This is a genomic window from Thioalkalivibrio sp. ALMg13-2, from assembly GCF_000381185.1.
Classification (GTDB): Bacteria; Pseudomonadota; Gammaproteobacteria; order Ectothiorhodospirales; family Ectothiorhodospiraceae; genus Thioalkalivibrio; species Thioalkalivibrio versutus.
Window position 1 is genome coordinate 42,281 of the sequence record NZ_KB906115.1, and the last position, 20,664, is coordinate 62,944.

The 20,664-nt window shown below is 64.3% G+C and carries 15 protein-coding genes; 10 read left to right on the forward strand and 5 right to left on the reverse strand.

Annotation, left to right across the window (positions count from 1 at the left end; translation table 11 throughout):
* Nucleotides 1-16: 16 nt before the first annotated feature.
* Complete coding sequence (locus F618_RS0110705; RefSeq protein ID WP_018145431.1) at nt 17-565, reverse strand: OsmC family protein; 549 nt, start codon at nt 563-565, stop codon at nt 17-19.
* Between the two features lie 416 nt (nt 566-981).
* Between F618_RS0110705 and F618_RS0110710 the strand changes: the two genes are divergently transcribed.
* From F618_RS0110710 to F618_RS0110755, 10 genes are all read left to right on the forward strand, one after another.
* Complete coding sequence (locus F618_RS0110710) at nt 982-1,836, forward strand: ABC transporter ATP-binding protein (protein ID WP_026289509.1); 855 nt, start codon at nt 982-984, stop codon at nt 1,834-1,836.
* Nucleotides 1,837-1,879: 43 nt separating this feature from the next.
* Nucleotides 1,880-3,163, forward strand: a complete 1,284-nt coding sequence (locus tag F618_RS0110715) for an ABC transporter substrate-binding protein (RefSeq protein ID WP_018952023.1) — start codon at nt 1,880-1,882, stop codon at nt 3,161-3,163.
* Nucleotides 3,160-3,999: an ABC transporter permease gene (locus tag F618_RS0110720; protein ID WP_019568537.1), complete on the forward strand. Its 840-nt coding sequence runs from the start codon at nt 3,160-3,162 to the stop codon at nt 3,997-3,999. The genes F618_RS0110715 and F618_RS0110720 overlap by 4 nt, the downstream gene beginning before the upstream one ends.
* Nucleotides 4,000-4,197: 198 nt before the next feature.
* Nucleotides 4,198-5,847, forward strand: a complete 1,650-nt coding sequence (locus F618_RS0110725; RefSeq protein ID WP_019568538.1) for a sigma-54-dependent Fis family transcriptional regulator — start codon at nt 4,198-4,200, stop codon at nt 5,845-5,847.
* 188 nt (nt 5,848-6,035) lie between these two features.
* On the forward strand, nt 6,036-7,490 hold the full coding sequence (locus F618_RS0110730) for a CmpA/NrtA family ABC transporter substrate-binding protein (RefSeq protein ID WP_019568539.1): 1,455 nt from the start codon (nt 6,036-6,038) through the stop codon (nt 7,488-7,490).
* 3 nt (nt 7,491-7,493) lie between these two features.
* Nucleotides 7,494-8,342 carry a nitrate ABC transporter permease gene (ntrB, locus tag F618_RS0110735; RefSeq protein WP_018176619.1) on the forward strand — a complete coding sequence of 283 codons (849 nt, stop codon included), beginning with the start codon at nt 7,494-7,496 and terminating at the stop codon, nt 8,340-8,342.
* 29 nt (nt 8,343-8,371) lie between these two features.
* Entirely contained in the window at nt 8,372-9,283 is a 912-nt protein-coding gene (locus F618_RS0110740) for an ABC transporter ATP-binding protein (protein WP_019568540.1), read from the forward strand.
* Between the two features lie 36 nt (nt 9,284-9,319).
* Nucleotides 9,320-9,766 carry a cyanase gene (cynS, locus tag F618_RS0110745; protein ID WP_019568541.1) on the forward strand — a complete coding sequence of 149 codons (447 nt, stop codon included), beginning with the start codon at nt 9,320-9,322 and terminating at the stop codon, nt 9,764-9,766.
* Between the two features lie 127 nt (nt 9,767-9,893).
* Nucleotides 9,894-12,359 (forward strand): bifunctional diguanylate cyclase/phosphodiesterase, encoded by a 2,466-nt coding sequence (locus F618_RS0110750; protein ID WP_019568542.1) that lies wholly within the window; start codon nt 9,894-9,896, stop codon nt 12,357-12,359.
* 238 nt (nt 12,360-12,597) lie between these two features.
* A complete protein-coding gene (locus F618_RS0110755; RefSeq protein WP_019568543.1) occupies nt 12,598-13,848 on the forward strand; it encodes a site-specific integrase in 1,251 nt (416 codons plus the stop codon).
* Between the two features lie 379 nt (nt 13,849-14,227).
* Here the strand turns inward: F618_RS0110755 and F618_RS0110765 are convergent, their stop codons facing one another.
* The 4 genes from F618_RS0110765 to F618_RS14845 form a co-directional block, all read right to left on the reverse strand.
* Nucleotides 14,228-14,536, reverse strand: a complete 309-nt coding sequence (locus F618_RS0110765; RefSeq protein ID WP_026287970.1) for a circadian clock KaiB family protein — start codon at nt 14,534-14,536, stop codon at nt 14,228-14,230.
* The gene (locus F618_RS0110770; RefSeq protein ID WP_018938555.1) at nt 14,533-16,245 is read right to left on the reverse strand and encodes an ATPase domain-containing protein; all 1,713 of its coding nucleotides are present in this window, start codon (nt 16,243-16,245) and stop codon (nt 14,533-14,535) included. The genes F618_RS0110765 and F618_RS0110770 overlap by 4 nt, the downstream gene beginning before the upstream one ends.
* On the reverse strand, nt 16,242-20,174 hold the full coding sequence (locus F618_RS0110775) for a PAS domain S-box protein (RefSeq protein WP_019568544.1): 3,933 nt from the start codon (nt 20,172-20,174) through the stop codon (nt 16,242-16,244). The genes F618_RS0110770 and F618_RS0110775 overlap by 4 nt, the downstream gene beginning before the upstream one ends.
* 173 nt (nt 20,175-20,347) lie before the next feature.
* A partial coding sequence (locus F618_RS14845; RefSeq protein ID WP_019568545.1) for a transposase occupies nt 20,348-20,664 on the reverse strand: 317 nt, incomplete at its 5' end.

Here is a 20,664-nt window from a genome sequence, read left to right on the forward strand (position 1 = left end):
GGCAGCAGGACCGGAATCAGGCCAGTTCGACGCTGAGCTTGACCGGGTTGCGCATGGTGTTGGCCACCGGCGACCAGAAGTCGGCATGGGCGACCAGCTCCTTCAGCTGTTCCTCGCTGGCATCCCCTTCCAGGTTCGCCTTGACGCGGATATCGGAGAAGCCGAGGTGCTTGTTCACATCGGTATCCCCGACGCCCCATACGGCGGTCACGTTGATGTCGCCCTCCAGGGTCAACTCGAGCTTGGTCAGGGTGATACCGCGATCGATGGCGTTGGCGTGCATCCCCACGGACAGGCAGGCACCCAAGCTGGCCAGCGCGGCCTCGGAGGGGTTCGGCGCGGTGTCGTCGCCCAGCAGGTGCGGCGGCTCGTCGATCACGTGGGCCTCGAGGTCGCGCACGAAGGTCAGGTTGCGGAACTTGCCTTCGCAGACCGTGGTGGCCTTCAGCGTCACGATGTTCTCGGGGTTGGCCTTGCCCTTGGCGGCGAGGTTATTGAGGCCATCCTGGTCGATCGGCTCCAGGGCGTTGATGGACAGGGAGGTAGTGGCTTCGGCTGCAGACATGGTGGTGCTCCTGATAGTTGGGATTCGTGGATCCCCGGCATTCGACCGGGTCGTCCATCCCGGTGCAGAAGCCGTGCCAAAACCGTGCGGACCGCACCACAAAGCCATTTCCAGCCGGGCCACCCGAATCCAACCCATCCCCCCGTCGGACAATCCGTCCGCTTTGTCCAATCGAACTGGTCCGCATTGTCCGGATTGTCCACTTCTCGCCCCCCCACGCCGGATCCCCCCGCTTCTGCGATGCCTCGTTCGCCGCTCACTGTATTGCGCACCAGCGCGCCGTTTCGCCCCCGGTCCGGACGAAATTCCCGGGCAACACGACGGGTTTGGCACGCCCCTTGTAAGGAACCCCCTTGAACGCGCCGCCGATCCGATCCATCCGGCGGCTCATGAACGAAGGTCAAGAGGGAAACGCCATGGGCGCCGCCATCTCCATCGACTACATCACCCACCACTATCCCGGGCAGGAAGCCCCCACGCTCAAGGACATCCAGGTCACCGTCGCACCGGGCGAGACCGTCGCCCTGATCGGCCAGAGTGGCTGCGGCAAGTCCACCCTGCTGCACATGCTCGCGGGGCTCCTGCTGCCGAGCGAAGGCTGTGTACGCATCAACGGCCACCAGGTCATCAAGCCGAGCCCGCGCTGGAACATGATGTTCCAGAAGCCCTCGCTCTACCCCTGGATGACGGTGCGCAAGAACGCCTCGCTGGGCCTGATCTTCCAGGGCCGCAAGACCGACATGCGCGAACGCATCGACCAGCTGCTGGAGACCGTGGGTCTGAGCGAGAAGGCCGAGGTCAACGTGCAGTCGCTCTCCGGCGGCCAGCAACAGCGCGTCGCCCTGGCCCGCAGCCTGGCCACCGACCCCGAGCTGCTCCTGCTCGACGAACCGTTCTCGGCCCTGGACGCCTTTACCCGCGTCGCCCTGCAGGACGAAGTCACCCGCCTGGCCCGGGAACGCGGGATCTCGGTGGTGTTCGTCACCCACGACATCGAAGAGGCCGTCGCCATGGCCGACCGCGTGCTGGTCATGGGCTCAAACCCGGGGACCATCACCGCCGAACTGCCGATCGACATTGCCCACCCGCGCGATCGCAACAGCCAGGCCTTCGTCGACCGCAAGGCCGAACTGATGGGCTACTTCGGCGCCACCCGCACCCCGGCCGCTGACAAGGGTTCAGCGGAGGCCGAAGCCCCGACGCCGGATACCGAAAGCGAACAAGACGAGTCTTCTTCATCCGAATCCCGAGCGCGCGTACGCGCCGCCTGATCCACCACCCCACTGCCCCGAACCCGAGCGAGGAACCGCCACCATGTGCAACTGCGACAACCACCACGACATCGACAGCGAACTGGACCGGCTGCTGGATCGCAGCTTCTCCCGTCGCAACTTCCTGCGTACCGCCGCCGTCGGCGGCCTGGCCGGGAGCGGGCTTGCCCTGCCCGGTTCCCTGTTCGGGGCCGAACCCGGGAGCCTCGAAGAACCCGAAGGCGTCGTCAGCGACTTCGACGGCGTCGTGCGCATCGGCTACATCCCGATCACCGACGCGGCCGCCCTGCTGGTCGCCCACTCCGAGGGCTATTTCGAGGACGAAGGACTGGAGGTCGCCGATCCCCAGCTGATCCGCGGCTGGTCGCCGCTGATCGAGTCCTTTGCCGCCAACCGATTCAACCTGGTGCACCTGCTGAAGCCGATCCCGCTGTGGATGCGCTACCAGAATGACTTCCCGGTGAAGATCATGTCCTGGGCCCACACCAACGGCTCGGCCGTGGTGACCGGCCGCCATGTGGATGTACAGAGCTTCGCCGATCTCGGCGGCAAGAGCGTGGCCGTGCCCTATTGGTACTCCATGCACAACGTGGTCATGCAGATGGCCCTGCGCGATGCCGGCCTGACGCCGGTGATCCGCGATCAGGGAGACGCCCTGGAGGCGCACGAGGTCAACCTGATGCTCATGCCGCCGCCGGACATGCCGCCGGCCCTGGCCGCGCGCTCCATTGATGCCTACATCGTCGCCGAGCCGTTCAACGCCGCCGGCGAACTGCTGGCGCGCGGCAACGTGCTGCGCTTCACCGGCGATATCTGGAAGAACCACCCCTGCTGCGTGGTCTGCATGAACGAGCGCCTGACCGACCGCGAGCCGGAGTGGACCCAGAAGGTGATGAACGCCGTGGTCCGCGCCCAGGGCACGATCCAGGAAGACAAGAAGAGTGTCGCCACCATGCTCTCGCGCGACGGCAAGGGGTATCTCCCGATGCCCGCCAACGTGGTGGAACGCGCGATGACGAACTATCACGACGACAGCACCTACGCCGACAGCGGCGCGATCCGTCACCCCGAATGGGAGAACGGCCGCATCGACTTCTCGCCCTGGCCCTACCCGTCCGCGACCAAGATGCTGGTCGGCGCTATGAACGAGACCCTGGTCGGCGGCGACACCACCTTCCTCGAAGGCCTGGACCCGGACTTCGTCACCGACGACCTGGTGAACTACGACTTCGTGCGCAAGGCGATGGAAAAACACACCGCCTGGCAGGGCGCCCCGGGCGTGGACATGGATTCGCCCTATGCCCGCGAGGAGGTGGTGGTGCTATGAACCGCGAAGCCACTCTCTCCGTCGACACCGCGACCGTGGAGCGGCTGATGCCGCTGCTGCGGCTCGCGGACCGCGCACGCCGGGCGCTGCAGTACCCGGCGCTGGGTATCGCCGGCCTGTTCGCCCTGTGGTACTGGGGCGGCTGGGCCATCGGTAACAACGAGGACACGATGGCCTTCGCCAGCTTCGCCCCCGGGCCCACGCTGGCGGCCTTCTGGGACATCGTCAGCTCCGGGGCCGTGTGGTCACCGATCGAGTCCAGCCTGTACCGCGTGGGCTGGGGCCTGGCCTACGCCATTGCCATCGGCGTGCCACTGGGCGTCATGATCGGCTACTTCCTGACGCTGAAGCAGGTCACCCACGTCCCGTTCCAGTTCCTGCGGATGATCTCGCCGCTGGCCTGGATGCCGGTCGCGGTCCTGGCCTTCGCCACCTGGGATGCGGCCATCATCTTCCTGATCGCCATCGCGGCCGTCTGGCCCATTACCTACGCCACCGCGCACGGGGTGCAACGCATCGATCCGATGTGGCTCAAGGTGGGCAACAACCTGGGCGCCAATCCGTACCACACCCTGCGCTACATCGTGATGCCCGCGATCGCCCAGGATGTGTTCGCCGGGATCCGCCTGGCGGTGGGTGTGGCCTGGATCGTACTGGTGCCGGCCGAGTACCTGGGCGTCACCTCGGGGCTGGGCTACGCCATCAACGATGCCCGCGACACCCTGGAGTACGACAAATTGGCCGCATTTGTCCTGGTCATCGGCATTATCGGCTACATGCTCGACGCCATCTGCGTACGCCTGATCAAGCGCAGCAGCTATCACGCGGAGGGCTGATCCCCTCGGGCAATACCCGGGCCCGGCCATTCATGGCCGGGCCTTTTTGTGCGCCCGCAAAGCGGGCAAGCGCAACCCAACAGTGCAAGGCCCTGCCCCGCCTCGAGGCAACCGCGTCATCCCGACCCGGCCAGACGCCCCCGAACGCCCACCAACACGTCGTTTCCGCACTGGCAGGCTTTCTGCATAACCCACGGCATGGCACTCCACCGCATATCCGATTCGACCCCACCGGACCTGGCCACCCGGGAGCAGGAGATCACCCTGCTGCTGGAGGTTGCCAAGCTCATGGGCCGCTCCGGCGACCCGGATGCCGCGATCTACCGCATCCTCGGGATGATGTCCCAGCTACTGGGACTCAACCGCGGCCGCGTCCTGTTGCCGGATCCGAACAGCGGCCAACTGCGCATCCGCCACGCCTACGGCCTGACCGATGCCGAGCGCGACCGCGGCAGCTACAGCCTCGGCGAGGGTGTCACCGGGCGCGTCATGAAGACCGGCCAGATCGCCCTGATCCAGGACATCGACAACGAGCCCGAATACCTCGCGCGCGCCATTGACCGTTCCACCCTGCCGCAGGAGACCGTCGCCTACATCGCCGTGCCCATCGTCCAGGACGAACACGCCATCGGCGTGCTGGGCGTGCACCGGCTGCGACGCCGCTCGCGCCAGTTCCAGGACGACCTGAACCTGCTGCGGGTGATCGCGAGCATGATCGGCCAGGTGCTGCGCATCCACCAGCTGATCGCCGAGCGCACCGCCGAGCTGGTCTCGGAGAACCGCTACCTCAAGAGCGCCCTGGATACCCAGGGCGGGCAGTACGGCATCCTCGGCGAGAGTCCGGCCCTGCGCCATGTCCTCAAGCAGGTCCACCGCATTGCGGATACCCAGGCCACCGTCCTGATCACCGGGGCCTCCGGGACTGGCAAGGAGAAGATCGCGCGCATGGTCCACCGGATCAGCCAGCGCAATGCAAAGCCGTTCATCTCCATCAACTGCGCCGCCATCCCGGCCGACCTGCTGGAATCCGAACTGTTTGGCCACGAAAAGGGGGCCTTCACCGGCGCGTTCAGCGCCAAGACCGGCAAGATCGCCCTGGCCGACGGCGGCACGCTGTTTCTGGACGAGATCGGCGACATGCCGGAGGCTCTCCAGTCCAAAATCCTGCGTGTGCTGCAGGAACGGGTGGTCCAGCCCATTGGCGGCAACCGCGATCTCCCGGTGGACGTACGCATCATCGCCGCAACCCACCAGAACCTGCAGGCCGCGGTGAACGCCGGGAACTTCCGGCTCGACCTGTTCTACCGCCTGAACGTGATCCCGCTGCACATGCCGGCCCTGCGCGACCGCGCCAGCGACATCCGCCTGCTCACCCGCCACTTCCTTGACCGCTACACCCACCTGCACGGCTGGAACGTGGTCGTCGACGAGGGCGTGCTGGAACGCCTGGAGGCCTTCGACTGGCCCGGCAACATCCGCCAGCTGGAGAACGTCCTGGAGCGCGCGGTACTGCTGTCCACCGACGGCCGCATCGGCACGCCGCTGATCGACGAGATCCTGCACGAGGAATCCCGCATCAGCCCGTTCGAGGGTGAGCGGCACGGCCTCCGCGACGAGCATGCACCGGCACCATCGCGGCACAACGAGCCCCGAACCCTGCCCTCTTCCGGCGCGTCCTGCACCAGCGCGGTGCGCCCGTATCAGCGCGTGCACGCCACCGAGGCGGAGCGCCTGAAGCGCGCGATCGAGCAGACCGGGGGCAACAAGACCCGCGCCGCGATGGACCTGGGCCTGACCCCGCGGCAATTGCGCTATCGCCTGAAAAAGCTCGGCATAGAAACCACTTAGGCCCACCGCTCAGACACCAGCGGACCTTTTGTCCCCTTCGTCGACAATGTCGACCAATGGTCCGATCTCCCGGCGCTCGCGCGCCGCCCTGGCGGCCCATTCCCCACGCTTGGCATGGCACCTGCAATGACCCTCGACATGCGCGGCAACGATGCCCGCATCGATTCGACCCACGAGGAGAGCCGACCATGCCGACCAAGAGTCTTCACGATCCCTTTGACGCCAATGCCGATCTGCGCCACGGCTCCAGCTGCCGCCACGGGCACACCGGTCCCGGCAGCTGCAGCTGCTTCGACACCGCGTCCCCGGACCTGGAAGAGAAACTGGAACGACGCGCCACCCATGAGCCCGTACAGGCCGATGCCCACGCCACCGGCGAGGACCTGAGCGACGAGGCCATGGTCGATCGCGCGGTAGAGAGCGCGATCGTGCGCGGCATGTTCGGCCACAACGAGATCAACCGCCGCCGCTTCCTGCAGATGATCGGGGGCGGCACGGTGGCCGCGGCCCTGGGCTCCATCCTGCCGCTGGACAAGGTCAAGGCCGCAATCAAGGACGGCGGGCCGCTGGAAAAGACCAAGCTGCGCGTCGGCTTCGTCCCGATCACCTGCGCCACGCCGATCATCATGGCCCACCCCATGGGCTTCTACGAGCGCCACGGCCTGGATGTCGACGTGATCAAGACCGCCGGCTGGGCGGTGGCCCGCGACATGTCGCTGTCCGGTGAGTACGACGCCTCGCACATGCTCTCGCCGATGCCGCTGTCGATGACCCTGGGCTCCGGCTCCTCGCGCGAGCACTACATCATGCCGGCGGTGGAGAACATCAACGGCCAGGCCATCACCCTGCACAACAAGCACAAGGACAAGCGCGATCCCAAGGACTGGAAGGGCTTCACCTTCGCCGTGCCCTTCGAGTACTCGATGCACAACTTCCTGCTGCGTTACTACGTCGCGGAACACGGGCTGGATCCCGATCGCGACATCAGCATCCGCGTCGTGCCGCCGCCGGAGATGGTCGCCAACCTGCGTGCCGAGAACGTCGACGGCTACCTGGCCCCCGACCCCTTCAACCAGCGCGCGGTCTGGGACGGCATCGGCTTCATTCACATGCTGACCAAGGAGATCTGGGACGGCCACCCGTGCTGCGCCTTCGCCTGCTCCGCGGCGTGGGCCGACGAGCATCCGAACACCTTCGGTGCCCTGTTCCGCGCGCTGATCGAGGCCACGCAGTACAGCTCGGACATCAACAACCGGGCCGAGATTGCCGAGGCCATCTCCCCGCGTGCCTATCTCAATCAGCCACAGTCCGTGGTGGAGCAGGTGCTCACCGGTCGCTACGCCGACGGCCTGGGCAACGTGCAGAACGATCCGCACCGGATCGACTTCGACCCTTTCCCCTGGCACTCGATGGCCACCTGGATCCTCACCCAGATGAAGCGCTGGGGCTATGTGGATCGCGACTTCGACTACAACCGCCTTGCGGAAGACGTCTTCCTCGCCAGCGAGTGCGCCGAGGTCATGACCGAGCTGGGCTACGAAGCGCCGAGCGACACCTACAAGAACTTCGAGATCATGGGCAAGGTGTTCGACTACACCGACCCGGAAGGTTATCTCGACAGCTTCGCAATCCGCAGGAGCTAAGCCATGTTGAGCAATCTCAACTTCCGGGCGACCGTTCTCTCGCTGGTGATGCTCGTGGTCTTCCTGGGCGTGTGGCAGCTGGCCACCGCCCCGGAGGTCCTCGCGCCGCAGCAGGGCGAGCTGAGCGAATACGAACAACTGATGGGGGGCGGGACCGATCGCAGTTCCAGCAGCGGCATCCCGGCCCCCACCCAGGTGTTCAGCCACGCCTTCAGCGAACTGAGCAACCCGTTCTACGACGCGGGCCCGAACGACAAGGGCATCGGCATCCAGCTGGCCTACTCGATCTATCGGGTCCTGCTGGGCTTTGCCCTGGCCGCGCTGATCGCCATCCCGCTCGGCTTCGTGATCGGCATGTCGCCGCTGCTGAACAAGGCGTTCGATCCGTACATCCAGATCCTCAAGCCGATCTCGCCCCTGGCCTGGATGCCGCTCGCCCTGTTCGTGATCCGCGACTCGAACATGTCGGCGATCTTCGTGATCTTCATCTGCTCGATCTGGCCGATGCTCGTGAACACCGCCTACGGCGTGGCCTCGGTGCGCAATGACTGGCTGAACGTAGCCAAGACCCACCAGCTGTCGAACCTGCGCACCGCGTTCACGGTCATCCTGCCCGCCGCGGCCCCGACCATCCTCACCGGCATGCGCATCTCCATCGGCATCGCCTGGCTGGTCATCGTCGCCGCGGAGATGCTCGTGGGCGGCACCGGCATCGGCTACTACATCTGGAACGAGTGGAACAACCTCGATCTCGCCAGCGTGATCTTCGCGATCATCATGATCGGCATCGTCGGCTTCCTGCTGGATGCCTCCCTCGCCCAGGCCACCAAATTCGTGCGCTACGCCGACTAAGTCGGCGCAGCCCAACCAGGAGACCTATCATGAGCAAGGGATTCCTCGAAATCGAGAACCTGAGCCAGCGCTTCCCGCAGCCCGACTCCAGCGAACTGATGACCGTGTTCGAGGGCGTCGACGTGACCATCAACAAGGGCGAGTTCGTCTGCCTGATCGGTCACTCCGGCTGCGGCAAGTCCACCATCCTGAACGTGCTCGCCGGTCTGGCCACACCGACCGACGGCAACGTGATCATGGACAACAAGGAGATCAACGGCCCCAGCCTCGACCAGGGCGTGATCTTCCAGAACCACAGCCTGCTGCCGTGGCTGTCGGCGCGCGACAACGTGATGTTCGCGGTGCGCGCCCGCTGGCCGAACTGGAGCAAGGCGAAACGCCTGGAACACGCCGAGCGCTACCTGCACATGGTGGGCCTGGACCACGCCATGGACCGCAAGCCCTCGCAACTCTCCGGCGGCATGCGCCAGCGCGTCGGCATCGCCCGGGCCTTCGCCATCGAACCCAAGCTGCTGCTGATGGACGAGCCGTTCGGAGCCCTAGACGCCCTGACCCGCGGGGTCATCCAGGAGGAGCTGCTGAAGATCTGGTCGGAGACCCACCAGACCGTGTTCATGATCACCCACGACGTGGACGAGGCGATCCTGCTTGCCGACCGCGTGCTGCTGATGACCAACGGGCCGCATGCCCAGGTCGCCGAGTCGGTCAAGATCGACATCCCCCGGCCGCGGGAGCGCGCCAGTCTGCATCAGCAGGAGGCCTACTACCCGATCCGCAACCACCTGGTCGACTTCCTCGTGAACGGAGCCAAGGAGATGTCGGCCAAGGCCCAGGCGGGCGCCGCCCGCGGTGACAACCCGCGCCACAGCCCGCGCATCGTCAACCCGGCCAAGCCCGAGGCCAACCCGGAACCCGGTCCGCGCATGGTTCGCGCGGTCTGACCCCCAGTCCATCCATCGCATTCTAAGGAGCACATGATGAGTCTCAGCAAGAGCGCCATGACCACCACCATCCTCGAGGCCAAGGAGAACCGCGGAACCACCTGGGCCGCGATCGCCGAGGCCACCGGGCTGCACGAGGTCTACGTGACCTCCGCCTGCTACGGCATGAACCACCTGGGGGGCGACCAGGCCGACAAGCTGGCGACCTTCCTCGGTCTCGGCCCCGAGGTCTCGCAGGCGCTGCAGGCCTTCCCGCACAAGACCTGGGACAAGACCATCCCCACCGACCCGGTGATCTATCGCTTCTACGAGGCGATCAACGTCTACGGCGACACCATGAAGGCGCTGATCCACGAGAAGTTCGGTGACGGCATCATGAGCGCCATCGACTTCACCATGGACATCGACAAGGTCGAGGACCCGAAGGGCGACCGTGTGAAGATCACCTGGAACGGTAAATTCCTGCCCTACAAGAGCTGGTAGCGTGCCCCATCGGTCACGCGGCGGCCAGACGCGCCGCGTGACCGCCCCTTCCCGCGAGCCGGTAGCCCAGCGCCCGTTCGCGCCCCAACGTGTACGGCAAGTCCCTTCGCATAGTAGGCTCTTGCCGATGCGCCATCCATCCACCCTGCCCCGTCTGCTGATCCTGCTGATCAGCCTGTCTGTTGCCGCGCCCGCAATGGCGGCAAATAGTGACGGCGCCAGCGTATACACCATCGGCGTGCTGGCCTTTCGCGATGCCGAAGAGACCACGGCCCAGTGGCAACCCACAGCCGGCTACCTGAGCACGCAGGTCGACGCGGCCGAATTTCGCATTCAGGCACTTAACTATCCGGACCTGGAGCAGGCCGTCGCCACCGGGGACGTCGATTTCGTCCTCACCAACACCGGCCATTACGTGCGCCTGGAGGCGCAACAAGGCATCACCCGCCTAGCCACCCTCATCGCCGAGGAGCAAGGCCAGCCCATTCGTCAGTTCGGCGGGACGATCCTGGTCCTCGACGAACGCAATGACCTCCAGTCACTGGACGACCTTCGCGGGCAACGGTTGCTGGCGGTGGAAGAAGACTCTCTGGGCGGTTGGCTGGCCGGTTACGGGGCCCTGCGCAACGCTGGCGTGGATCCATTCGAGGACCTGGCGTCCGTTCACTACACGGGCATGCCTCACTACCGGGTGATCGAGGGCGTGCTAACCGGCGAGGCCGACGCCGGCATGGTGCGCACCGGCGTGCTGGAGGAACGGCTGCAATCGGGCGACCTGCCCGCCGACACCCTGCGTGTACTGGCGCCCCGCAAAACGGCGGGCTTCCCGTTTGCCCACTCCACCCGGCTTTACCCCGAATGGCCGTTCTCGCGCCTTGGGCACACCCCTGACCAACTGGCCGAAGCCGTCACGATCGCCCTGCTGAGCCTGCCCGCGGATCACCCCGCGGCGCGCGAAGGCGGCTACCACGGCTGGTCGGCCCCATTGTCCTACGCGGCGGTACATGAACTCCTGGAAGAACTCGGCCGCCCGCCCTACGACCGCACCGTGGCCATCAGTCTGCGCGCCTACTGGGAGGCTCGGCCGGAGGTCCTGCTCGGCTTCATGGCGGGACTATTGCTGCTGAGCGGGTTGGCTGCGCTCTACTACCGCCGTCTGACCCGGCGGCTTTCACTGGAGGTCGAGCAACGCCGCGCGGCGCAGGGCCGCCTGCGCGCACACGAAGCTCGCCTGGCGTACCAGGCGGGGCATGACCCGCTGACCGGACTGCCCAACCGCACGCTGCTGCAGGAGCACCTTGACGAGGCCATGCAACAGGCTAGCCAGCGGGAAGGCCTGGTGGCCATCCTGTTCGTGGATCTGGACCGCTTCAAGAACATCAACGACAGCCTCGGCCACCGCGTCGGCGATGACCTCCTGCAAATCCTGGGCGAGCGCCTGAAGACGCGCTTCAAGGCTCGCACCGTGGCCCGGATTGGGGGCGACGAATTCATCGCGGTAATCGACGACGCCGCAGAACATCAAGAGCTGGAGGCTCGCGCCCGGCAGCTGCTGGAGCTCATAGCCGAACCGTTTGCCGTCGGCGGCTGGACCAACTTGCAGGTAGGCGCCAGCATCGGTATTGCATTGTTCCCGGAGGACGCCACCGAAGCTGGTGAGCTTCTCACCCAGGCGGATGCGGCGATGTACGAGGCCAAGGACGCCGGGCGCAACACCTTCCGCTTTTACCGGACCGCCCTCACCGATGCCGCCAACCAGCGCCTGGAGATCGAGAACCGGCTGCGGCACGCCCTGGTCCAGAACGAACTGGCGGTGTTCTACCAGCCTCAGATACACATGACGTCCGGGAAGATCACCGGGATCGAGGCCCTGGTGCGCTGGCGGGACCCCGAACGCGGCCTGATCGCGCCGGACGTGTTCATACCGCTGGCCGAGGAAACGGGCCTGATCACCGCCATCGGGGATTTTGTCCTGCGCGAGGCCTGCCGCCAGGTCGTGGAATGGGATCGTCAGGGCCTGCCGCCGCTGGAGGTCTCGGTCAACCTGTCGGCCCGCCAGGTCGCCGCACCGGGCCTGCTCCATCAGCTCCGCCAGGTGCTGAACGAATCCGGACTCCCCGCGCAACGCCTGACCCTGGAGCTCACCGAAAGCACCCTGATGGAACAGGCCGACACGACCCGCGGCACCCTGCAACAGCTCAAGCATCTGGGCGTGGCATTGGCCATCGACGACTTCGGCACCGGGTATTCGTCGCTGGCCTACCTGAAGGAATTCGCGATCGACATCCTGAAGATCGACCAGACCTTTGTGCGCGACCTGCCGGAGGACCGCAACGATGCCGAGCTGGCCATGACCATCATCGACATGGCCCACAACCTGGGGCTGGATGTGCTCGCCGAGGGGGTTGAAACTCAGGCGCAGCGCGCGTTTCTGGCCGCGCAGGGCTGTGATGCCTGGCAGGGTTACTTGTGCAGCCGCCCGCTTCCCGCCGCATCCCTGGCCCGACTCGTGAACGACCACGAACCCGAGCCGTTCGCGCGCCGGGCCCCGGTAAAAGCCGCCATGGCCCCACGGGGCCACCTGCTCAGCTAACCCTGAAAAAGGAAAAGGCCTGCGAAAGCAGGCCTTTTCCTTGGTGTTTGGTGGAGCGGAGGACCACCGCCCCGGTGTTTCAATAGGTCTCACAGAGCCTCTCTATCTCTCTGGTTCTTCGGCCCTTTTCCGGACTCCCCGTTCTCTCCTTGTTGAACTTCGTCTCAATCTGTAGCATCCAAGAACATCTTTTTTGGGTATACAGGAGGCACTACACAAAAAGCCTCCACATAACTCTGTGAGGGACACCGTGCCGAAGAAGGCGAAGGAGCTAACCGCCATTGAGGTCAAACGGATCGACCGTCCAGGCTTCCATGCGGTGGGCGGCGTGTCCGGCCTGACGCTGCGGGTGACGGACACCGGATCGCGGCAATGGGTGTTACGCGCGCGCGTGGCCGGAAAACGTCGCAACTTCGGTCTTGGAGGATTCCCCGATGTCATGCTCGCACAAGCGCGTGAGCGGGCTCGGGAGCTCAAGGATCAGCTGTGGCGAGGGATCGATCCAGTAGTCGAACGCAGGGCCGCAGAGGACGCCAGGCGCGCCGAGGAAGCCAAGCGGCTCACCTTCGCCGAGGCCGCCCACCAATGCCATGCCGCGAAGCAAGACGAGTTCCGCAACCTGAAGCACCGCAAGGATTGGATTCGCTCGCTGGAGCACTACGCCTTCCCAACGATGGGCAAACTTCCGGTCTCCGCTATCGAGTTGGGGCACGTCAAAGCCGTATTGGACCCGATCTGGAAAGAAAAGACCGAGACGGCCAGCCGGATACGCCAGCGCATTGAATCGGTGCTCAGCTGGGCCACCGTGAGCGGTTATCGCGAAGGCGACAACCCGGCCCGCTGGAAAGGGAACCTGGAGGTTGCGTTGCCTGCCCCGCGCAAGATCCGCAAGCGCGACCATTACCGAGCCCTGCCCTGGAACGATGTCCCAGCATTCATGGGGGCGCTGCGCCAACGGCCCGGCATGGGCGCACGGGCGCTGGAATTCGCCATCCTGACGACCGCCCGATCGGGTGAAGTGCGCGGCGCAACGTGGGATGAAATCGATCTGGACGCCCGAACATGGACAGTGCCTGCTGAACGGATCAAAGCGGGCAAACAGCACATGGTTCCGTTGTCCGATGAAGCCGTGGCCCTGCTGGAAGCCCTGCCCCGCTTCGCGAACTCCGATTTGCTATTCACCGCACCCCGAGGCGGTGCGCTGTCCGATATGAGTATCAGCGCCGTCTGCAAACGCATGCAGGTGGACGCGGTACCGCACGGATTTCGATCGACGTTCAAGGACTGGGCCCGCTCCTGCACCACCTACGCCGATGAGGTGAGCGAATTAGCGCTGGCACACGTCAACAGCGATGCCACCCGAGCGGCCTATGCCCGCGACGAGTTGTTACCTCAGCGGGCGCGACTAATGGCGGATTGGGCGCGGTTTCTCCGCGAAGGGACGCCAGACGGGGCCACCGTTACCAGCATCGAAGATGCTCGGGCCTGACAGGCCTGCGCAAAGAGAATCGACGTCGAGACCCTGAACGTCAACATCGCCTCGGGCATCCCGGTCCACTTTAGTCCTTCACCTTCCGGCCGCCTTCGACTTGCTTCAGCGTCTGAACAATCTGGCTTTCCGTAAACCGACTCTTGCGCATCTCGGCCTCCTTTGGCTCTAGTGTGCCCGGAGACCTCCAGTTTTCAATGGACCGAATTTACTGGAAGGCGACACATGCTGTCGCACTCAACCTCGAAAAGTCACGCTGTGGTTCAGCAGGTTACGTCGGAAACACTAGCAGCAGAAATGGCCTCAGACACGGCACGATGCTTGAAGATCACCAGCACGCAGGCCCAGCGCTCTCCAAATGTGCCGACCGGCGACTCTACTAACCGGCTTTCAGGTCGGAAAGGAAGCGATGCAGGGTGTCCTCGTCGGAGAGATCGCCGTAGAGCATGAGGACCCCTCCGGTGTCGCTTGTCTTCAGCAGAGAGGGGGTGGCGAACACGGAGTGCGTGATGCTCTCCTCGGGTTGTTCCAGCAGATCGATCTCGTAGGGCCGAAGGTCGCTGCGGCCGATCTGTTCGAGCATGTGGGCCAGGTTGGCACGCGCCCGTTGCGAGCGCGGCGCAGTGCCAGTCAAGAACAGGGTCAGAACCGGCATCGACGACTCGCCTGATGGTTGGCTGGCGTTCATGGTTGTTCCCCCTCATCGCTGCCCACATGCGCAGGCGGGTGTTCGCTCTCGGGATCGCGTCGCTGCTTGATGTGCTCGCGGTAGACCCGTTCCAAACGTTCCGTTTCGGCCAACTCGTCTTTCTCCAGTTCCAGTTCGGCCGCGAGGCGACGATGCTCGAGCTCGCTCTGTTCGATGCGCCGCTCAAGATCGAGCCGCCGTCGCTCTCGCTCTCGTTGCTGGCGGCGCTCGGCCGCGGCATCCTCGCGTTCTCGGGTCGCACGCGCCGTGCCCATCAGCACCTCGGAGCCGTGCTCGTAGACATCGGCCAGATCGATACCTGCATCCGAGAGCAGCAGTTCGCGCTCTTGGTTCGAATGGCCCGAACCGCGCGATTTCACGATCGACAGCGAGCGGTTTCGCTCGCCACCTCGGACGTTGTAGTCGAGTACGATCCAGCTATCGGCGAGAGTCGAGACTTGGCCCTGCGTGGCCTCGCCCTCCGGGTCAAGCACGCCGCTCAATGAAGTGAGCACGGTGGTTATCCCGCGGCGCCGTACCAGGTCGATCAGGTGTTCGGTCGCCATCTCCGCTCCCTCGGTGCCACTGGACTTGAGCAGCGCGGAAACCGGGTCAATCACCAAGCAGTGAGGGTCGAATGAGTCAAGCAGGCGGCGCAGGAGCAGGAAGTGCTCGGTAACTCGCAAGCCAAACGCGGACAGGCCCTCAAAGCGCACGAGTCCATCCTCGATCGGGCCGCGCAGATCGACCCCGACCGAGGCAAGGTTGCGCACGTACGGCGCTTCCACCTCGTCGAAACTCACGTACAACGTACGTTCGCCGCGCCGGGCGGCGGCCTGTGCAAAACTACCGGCTAGGGTGCTCTTGGCGGTGCCGGGCCGACCGGAAACCAGCAGGCTCGAACCCCGGTAAATGCCGCCGTCGAGCAGTTTGTCCAGCCGATCAATCCCGGTGCTGAGGCGCTCTTGGCTCGCCACCACCGCGCCGGTTGGCGGCTTTTCATGGTAGGGCAACTGGATTCCGTCGTCGTCCATGATCATCGGAAGTTCGTCCGCCACGTGCCCGGATCCCCGGAACTTGGCGATGCGCAGCGACCGGTTCAGTTGCTGGTCGACCACCCGCGCGGCAAGCACAAGAGTCGCCGAGAGCAGGAACTCTATGCCCTCGAGATGGGCCGGCGCCATGCTCTCTCCGGTGGCCTTGCCCGTCAGCAAAAGGGTCCAGCCGCGCTTTTCACAGTACTCGTCGATCCGGCGCACTTGGTCAATCGCGACTCGGGGGTCCGGCTGGTACTGCAAGAGCTGGTCGATGCCGTCGAACACGACCCAGGCCCCGCGGGCCTGCGTAATGGCGGCCGCGACGACGCTTAGCAAGCCCTCGATATCGAATTCGCCGGCTACCTGAACCCCAAGGGGCGGGCGTCCGTCGATCACTCGCCACCGGTCCGACTCGAGCAGGTGTGCCCCCCAGCGGAAGGAGGCGGCGTCTCGCTTTACCTGCGCCGGCGATTCCTCGAAGGTCACGAACACGCCGCCCTCGCCGCGTTCGATGGCACGGGCCAGCACCTGCAGGCCCAGCACAGTTTTACCCGCTGCGGCTTGGCCGAGCACCAGTGTCGCCTGGCCCGCCGGCAGGCCGCCCCGGGTCACCTCGTCCAGCCCCGATATTCCCGTCTCGCGCTTGTGCAATTTCGTGTCGATCTCGTTCATTTTGGATTCCTCGGCTCGTGGACTTCGCCTCCGGTGCGTGAGCAGACGGTTTTGTGAGAATGCGGCCGGTTCAGCGGAAGGGTGCTGCGCTGCTCGAGCAACCAGCGAAAGTCCTCGGCCTCCAGTGGCATGCTGAAGTAAAAACCCTGGCCGAAATAGCAGCCCATTGACCGCAGCTCGTCGCTCACAGCAGCCGATTCGATGCCTTCCGCGATGACCTCTGCCTCCAGCGTCTTCGCAAGCATTATCACCGTCTCGACGATATTGCGGCTGAGGCGATCATCGAGGAGGTGAAACACGAAGCCCTGGTCGATCTTGATCTCGTTGAAGGGATACCGATGCAGGTACAACAGCGATGAATAGCCGGTGCCGAAATCGTCCAGCGATAGCCACACGCCCATGTCGCACAGTCTGCGCATCTGGTTAAGCAGCAATTCGGATTCTCGTTCGAAGACGCTTTCGGTGATCTCCAGCGCCAGCTCCTCCGGCGCGACCCCGGTCTCGTTGAGGACAGTTAAGACTCGACTCGCGAAATCGCCCGTTTGGAACTGTATCACCGACACGTTCACGGCCACCCGTACCGGTTCAAATCCGGCATCACGCCAGTCGCGAAGGTGCTGGCAGGCACGTCGCAGTGCCCAGTCACCGATCGGCACGATTAGCTGGCTTTGCTCGGCGATGGGGATGAAAACGCCAGGCGACATCAGCCCCCGCTCGGGATGGTTCCAGCGCAGTAACGCCTCGCAGGCGACCAGCGTGCCACTGTCGAGATCGACCTTTGGCTGGAAGTGCAGTTCGAGCTGGTCCTCGCTGAGCGCCTCTCGCAGATCACGAGTCAGCTCAATACGTTGCTGAATCTCCTCCTGGAGCCCGGCGTTGTAGGCGACCCAGGGGGCGGACGGCTCCTTGCGATGCTGGAACAGGGCACGCTCTGCTTCCCGGAGTAGAGTCTGGACCGGACGTTGTTGCTCCCCCAAGGGCGTGTAGCCCATCCGGACCGAGATCTCGATGTCGAGACCATTGAGTTCGAACGAGGCAGACAACGACTCCAGTGCCCGAGACAGACGCTCCTGCAACGCCTCGCCTTTCACCGGCAACAGGAACAGCGTGAATTCGTCGCCGCCCATGCGGCCGACGCGATTGTGCTCATCAGCTTGCGCGCCCAGCCGTCGGCCGAACTCGACCAGCAGCCGATCGCCGCCCTCGTACCCATAGGCGTCGTTTATTTCCCGCAGGCCGACGATGTCGACCATCACTAACACACCCTGTGTCGGCCAACCGTCACTGTCGATCCATCGTTGCAGGTGTCGGCTAAAACCGTTGCGCGAGTAGAGCCCGGTCAGCTGATCCTCATAGGCGATCCGGCTGAGTTCGCGATCGGCCTCCTTGAGCGCGGTGACGTCCTGATTGATTGCGACATAGTTGGTGACCTGTCCCTGCTCGTCCTTCAGCGGGGAAATGACCTCTTGGACCCAGTAGGGTGAACCATCCTTGCTACGGTTCTGTATCTCGCCCGTCCAGACGTTTCCGGACTTGATCGTCTCCCAGAGTTCGCGGTACTTGCTGGCCGGCGTGTTGCCCCCCTGGACGAGCGCCGGCGTTTCCCCAAGCAGTTCGTTCGAGGTGTAACCCGAGATTCGCTCAAAAGCGGGATTGACGTACTCAATGCGACCGTCAAGGTCGGTGACCGCGATCGGGGCCGGGCTCTGGTCGGTGATGTGCGCTAGCTTGCGCAGTTCCCGTTCGCGTTCGCGCTGGCTTGTCACGTCCTGCAAGGCGCCCTGCACTTGCACGATATGGCCACGCTCGTCGCGTACCGGCTCGCCCAACGTCCGAACCCACACGCGGCGCCCGTTGGCATCGATGATCTCGAGTTCCTCATCGAAGGGCACACCCTGCTCGGCACAGGCCGAAAAACGCTTGCGGATGCAATCGCGGTATTCTGGGGCGTAGAAGGATATACCCTGCTCGATGGTGGGAGAGTAACGAGGTGGCATGCAGTGAATCTCGGCCACAACGTTCGACCACTCGACATGGTTGCTCCCGAGATCGACAAACCACCCACCGAATCGGGCGGCCCGGCCAGAGAGGCTGAGCAAGCGGAACTGGCGTGTCAGTTCGGCCTCGGCCTCGCGAATCTCGGTCACGTCGGTGATCACCGCGCCGACCCAACGCTCCCCGCTACCGATCCCGTCCAGGGGAAAACAGCGCACCAGCAATTTGCGCCATCCCAGCCCAGGTTGTTTGCGTTCGATCTCGTAGTGTTGGGCTTCGCCGGTAAAACAGCGATCCAGGTGGGGTTTCACGATCCGCTCGAAGTGATCCGCGCCGATCACCGCGGGCACGCGGCGTCCCTCGATCTCCTCGGGGGACACCCCGTGGCTTTTGCAGTACGCCTGATTGGCCCAGAGGTACCGATAGTCGGCGTCGGCGATAGCGAACAGATCGTCGCTGGCTTCGAGGAGCGAGCGGCAATGGTCGAAGCGGCTGGTGTGGCCGCAACGGGTTGCATGCGCGACTTGGCCGTCGTCCGGCCTCGGGTTGCCAGCCTCGTCAGGGTCGGGGTGCGGCCTAGCGCCCCGCTCGATGGCTCGCACGTCCGTGTCGACGGCCCGGGCGGCATCGAGCGCCGTAGAAGGCGCGCTCGCTGGCATGTCCGGCGGGCTTGCCATGCAGACCCGGTTTCTTCCCGATCCCTTGGCCTTGTACAGGGCCTCGTCCGCCCGTCTGAAACCAGCCTTGGGGCTGTCGCCGGCCCATATCTGCGTTCCCGCCAGGCTGATAGTCAACCCAGTTAGCACCTCACCGAACTCGGTCGCCTCTACGCTGGCGCGTAGCGACTCGGCCAATGCTTTCGCACCGTCGAGCGAGGTATCCGGCAGGAGAAGGGCGAATTCCTCACCGCCCCAGCGGGCCAAGACGTCACTTTCACGCACGCGTTCCAAGATATGGCTCACCAGCTCCTTGAGCACATCGTCGCCCACGAGGTGGCCGTGCTTGTCATTGACCCTCTTGAAGTGATCGATATCCACGATCAAGAGCGACAGCGGCTCGCCGCGCCGGCCGCTGCGGGCAATTTCCTTCTCGACCAGCCTGTCAAAGAAGTGCCGATTGAACGCGCCGGTCAGGCGATCGTGATATGCAGCGTGTTCGAGTTGCGCTTCCAGAGTCAGTTGTCGGGAGATGTCCCGGAAAATCACGACCACGCCCTCGATCTCGCCGAACATACCGTGGAGTGGTGTGGCAAAACTCTCGACGGATAGAGGTTGGCCATCGGCACGAAAGAACGTATCCCGCCAGGCTTTCAACGGCTCGTCGGTTTGCATCACATGGTTGATCGGGGATTCGGACTCGGGATAATTTCGGCCATCCGGATACTGGGCTTGGATCAGTTCATGCGCGTTGAGACCGAGAAGATCTTCCTCGTCCGTGTACCCAAGCAGATCCAGTGCGGCCTGGTTCATCAAGGTCAGTCGCCCATCGCGGTCGAGACCGATCACGCCCTCGCCGAGGCTAGCCGTTACATGCTGGTTGAATCGCTCGAAGGACACGCGTTCGGTGATGTCACGCTGAACCGATACGTAATGCGTGATTTGTTCCCGCTCATCCAGCACCGGACTGATGCGCCAGTGCACCAAATATGGGGTGCCGTCCTTGCGGTAGTTGAACGCCTGCCCTTCGAAAGAGCTGCCCTGTGCAATGCTGGCGCGCAATCGTTGCAGCACGGCACGGTCGGTCGCCGGACCTTGGAGGATCCGTGGTGTCTGGCCGAGCAGTTCCTCCGCCGTGTATCCGGTTTGCTCGCAGAGGGCCGGGTTGACGTAAACGATTTCGGGGCCGGGTGGGTCCAGATCGCCAGTCGTGATGAGGACGGCGTTGTACGCCTGGTCGATGGCTTGGCGAAACACCCAGTCTTGAAATGCTGACATAGCGGCTCCACCGAGCGTGCTGCATTGCTCTGCGCTGATTAGCGGATCGTTTGTTACGAGAGACGACCCGAGGAACGCAGTAATCCCGGCGGCCTGGCTCGTCACCATGGTACTTCGTTCATGTTGCCGTTGCCGAACCGTCGATGCCGAGATCGAGGACAATCTAGTGTCCTTTAACAAAAGTTCGTATTTTTATCGAGACGATCGGTTAGACGGGCGATCGACGCGATAATTTGATCGGCTGTTTTGCGCCAGATGAACGGTCGAGGCTCATCGTTGTACGTCTTCAGGTATTCGCGGATGGAGTCTTCGAGTTCGCGAGTACTGCGATGCGATTGACGCTTGATCCAGCGCTGCGAGATGAGCGCGAAGAAGCGTTCGACCAGGTTGATCCAGGACGCCGAGGTCGGCGTGAAGTGCACGTGGTAGCGCGGTCGTGCAGCGAACCAGGCCCGAACCTTTTCGGTCTTGTGGGTGCCGTAGTTGTCCA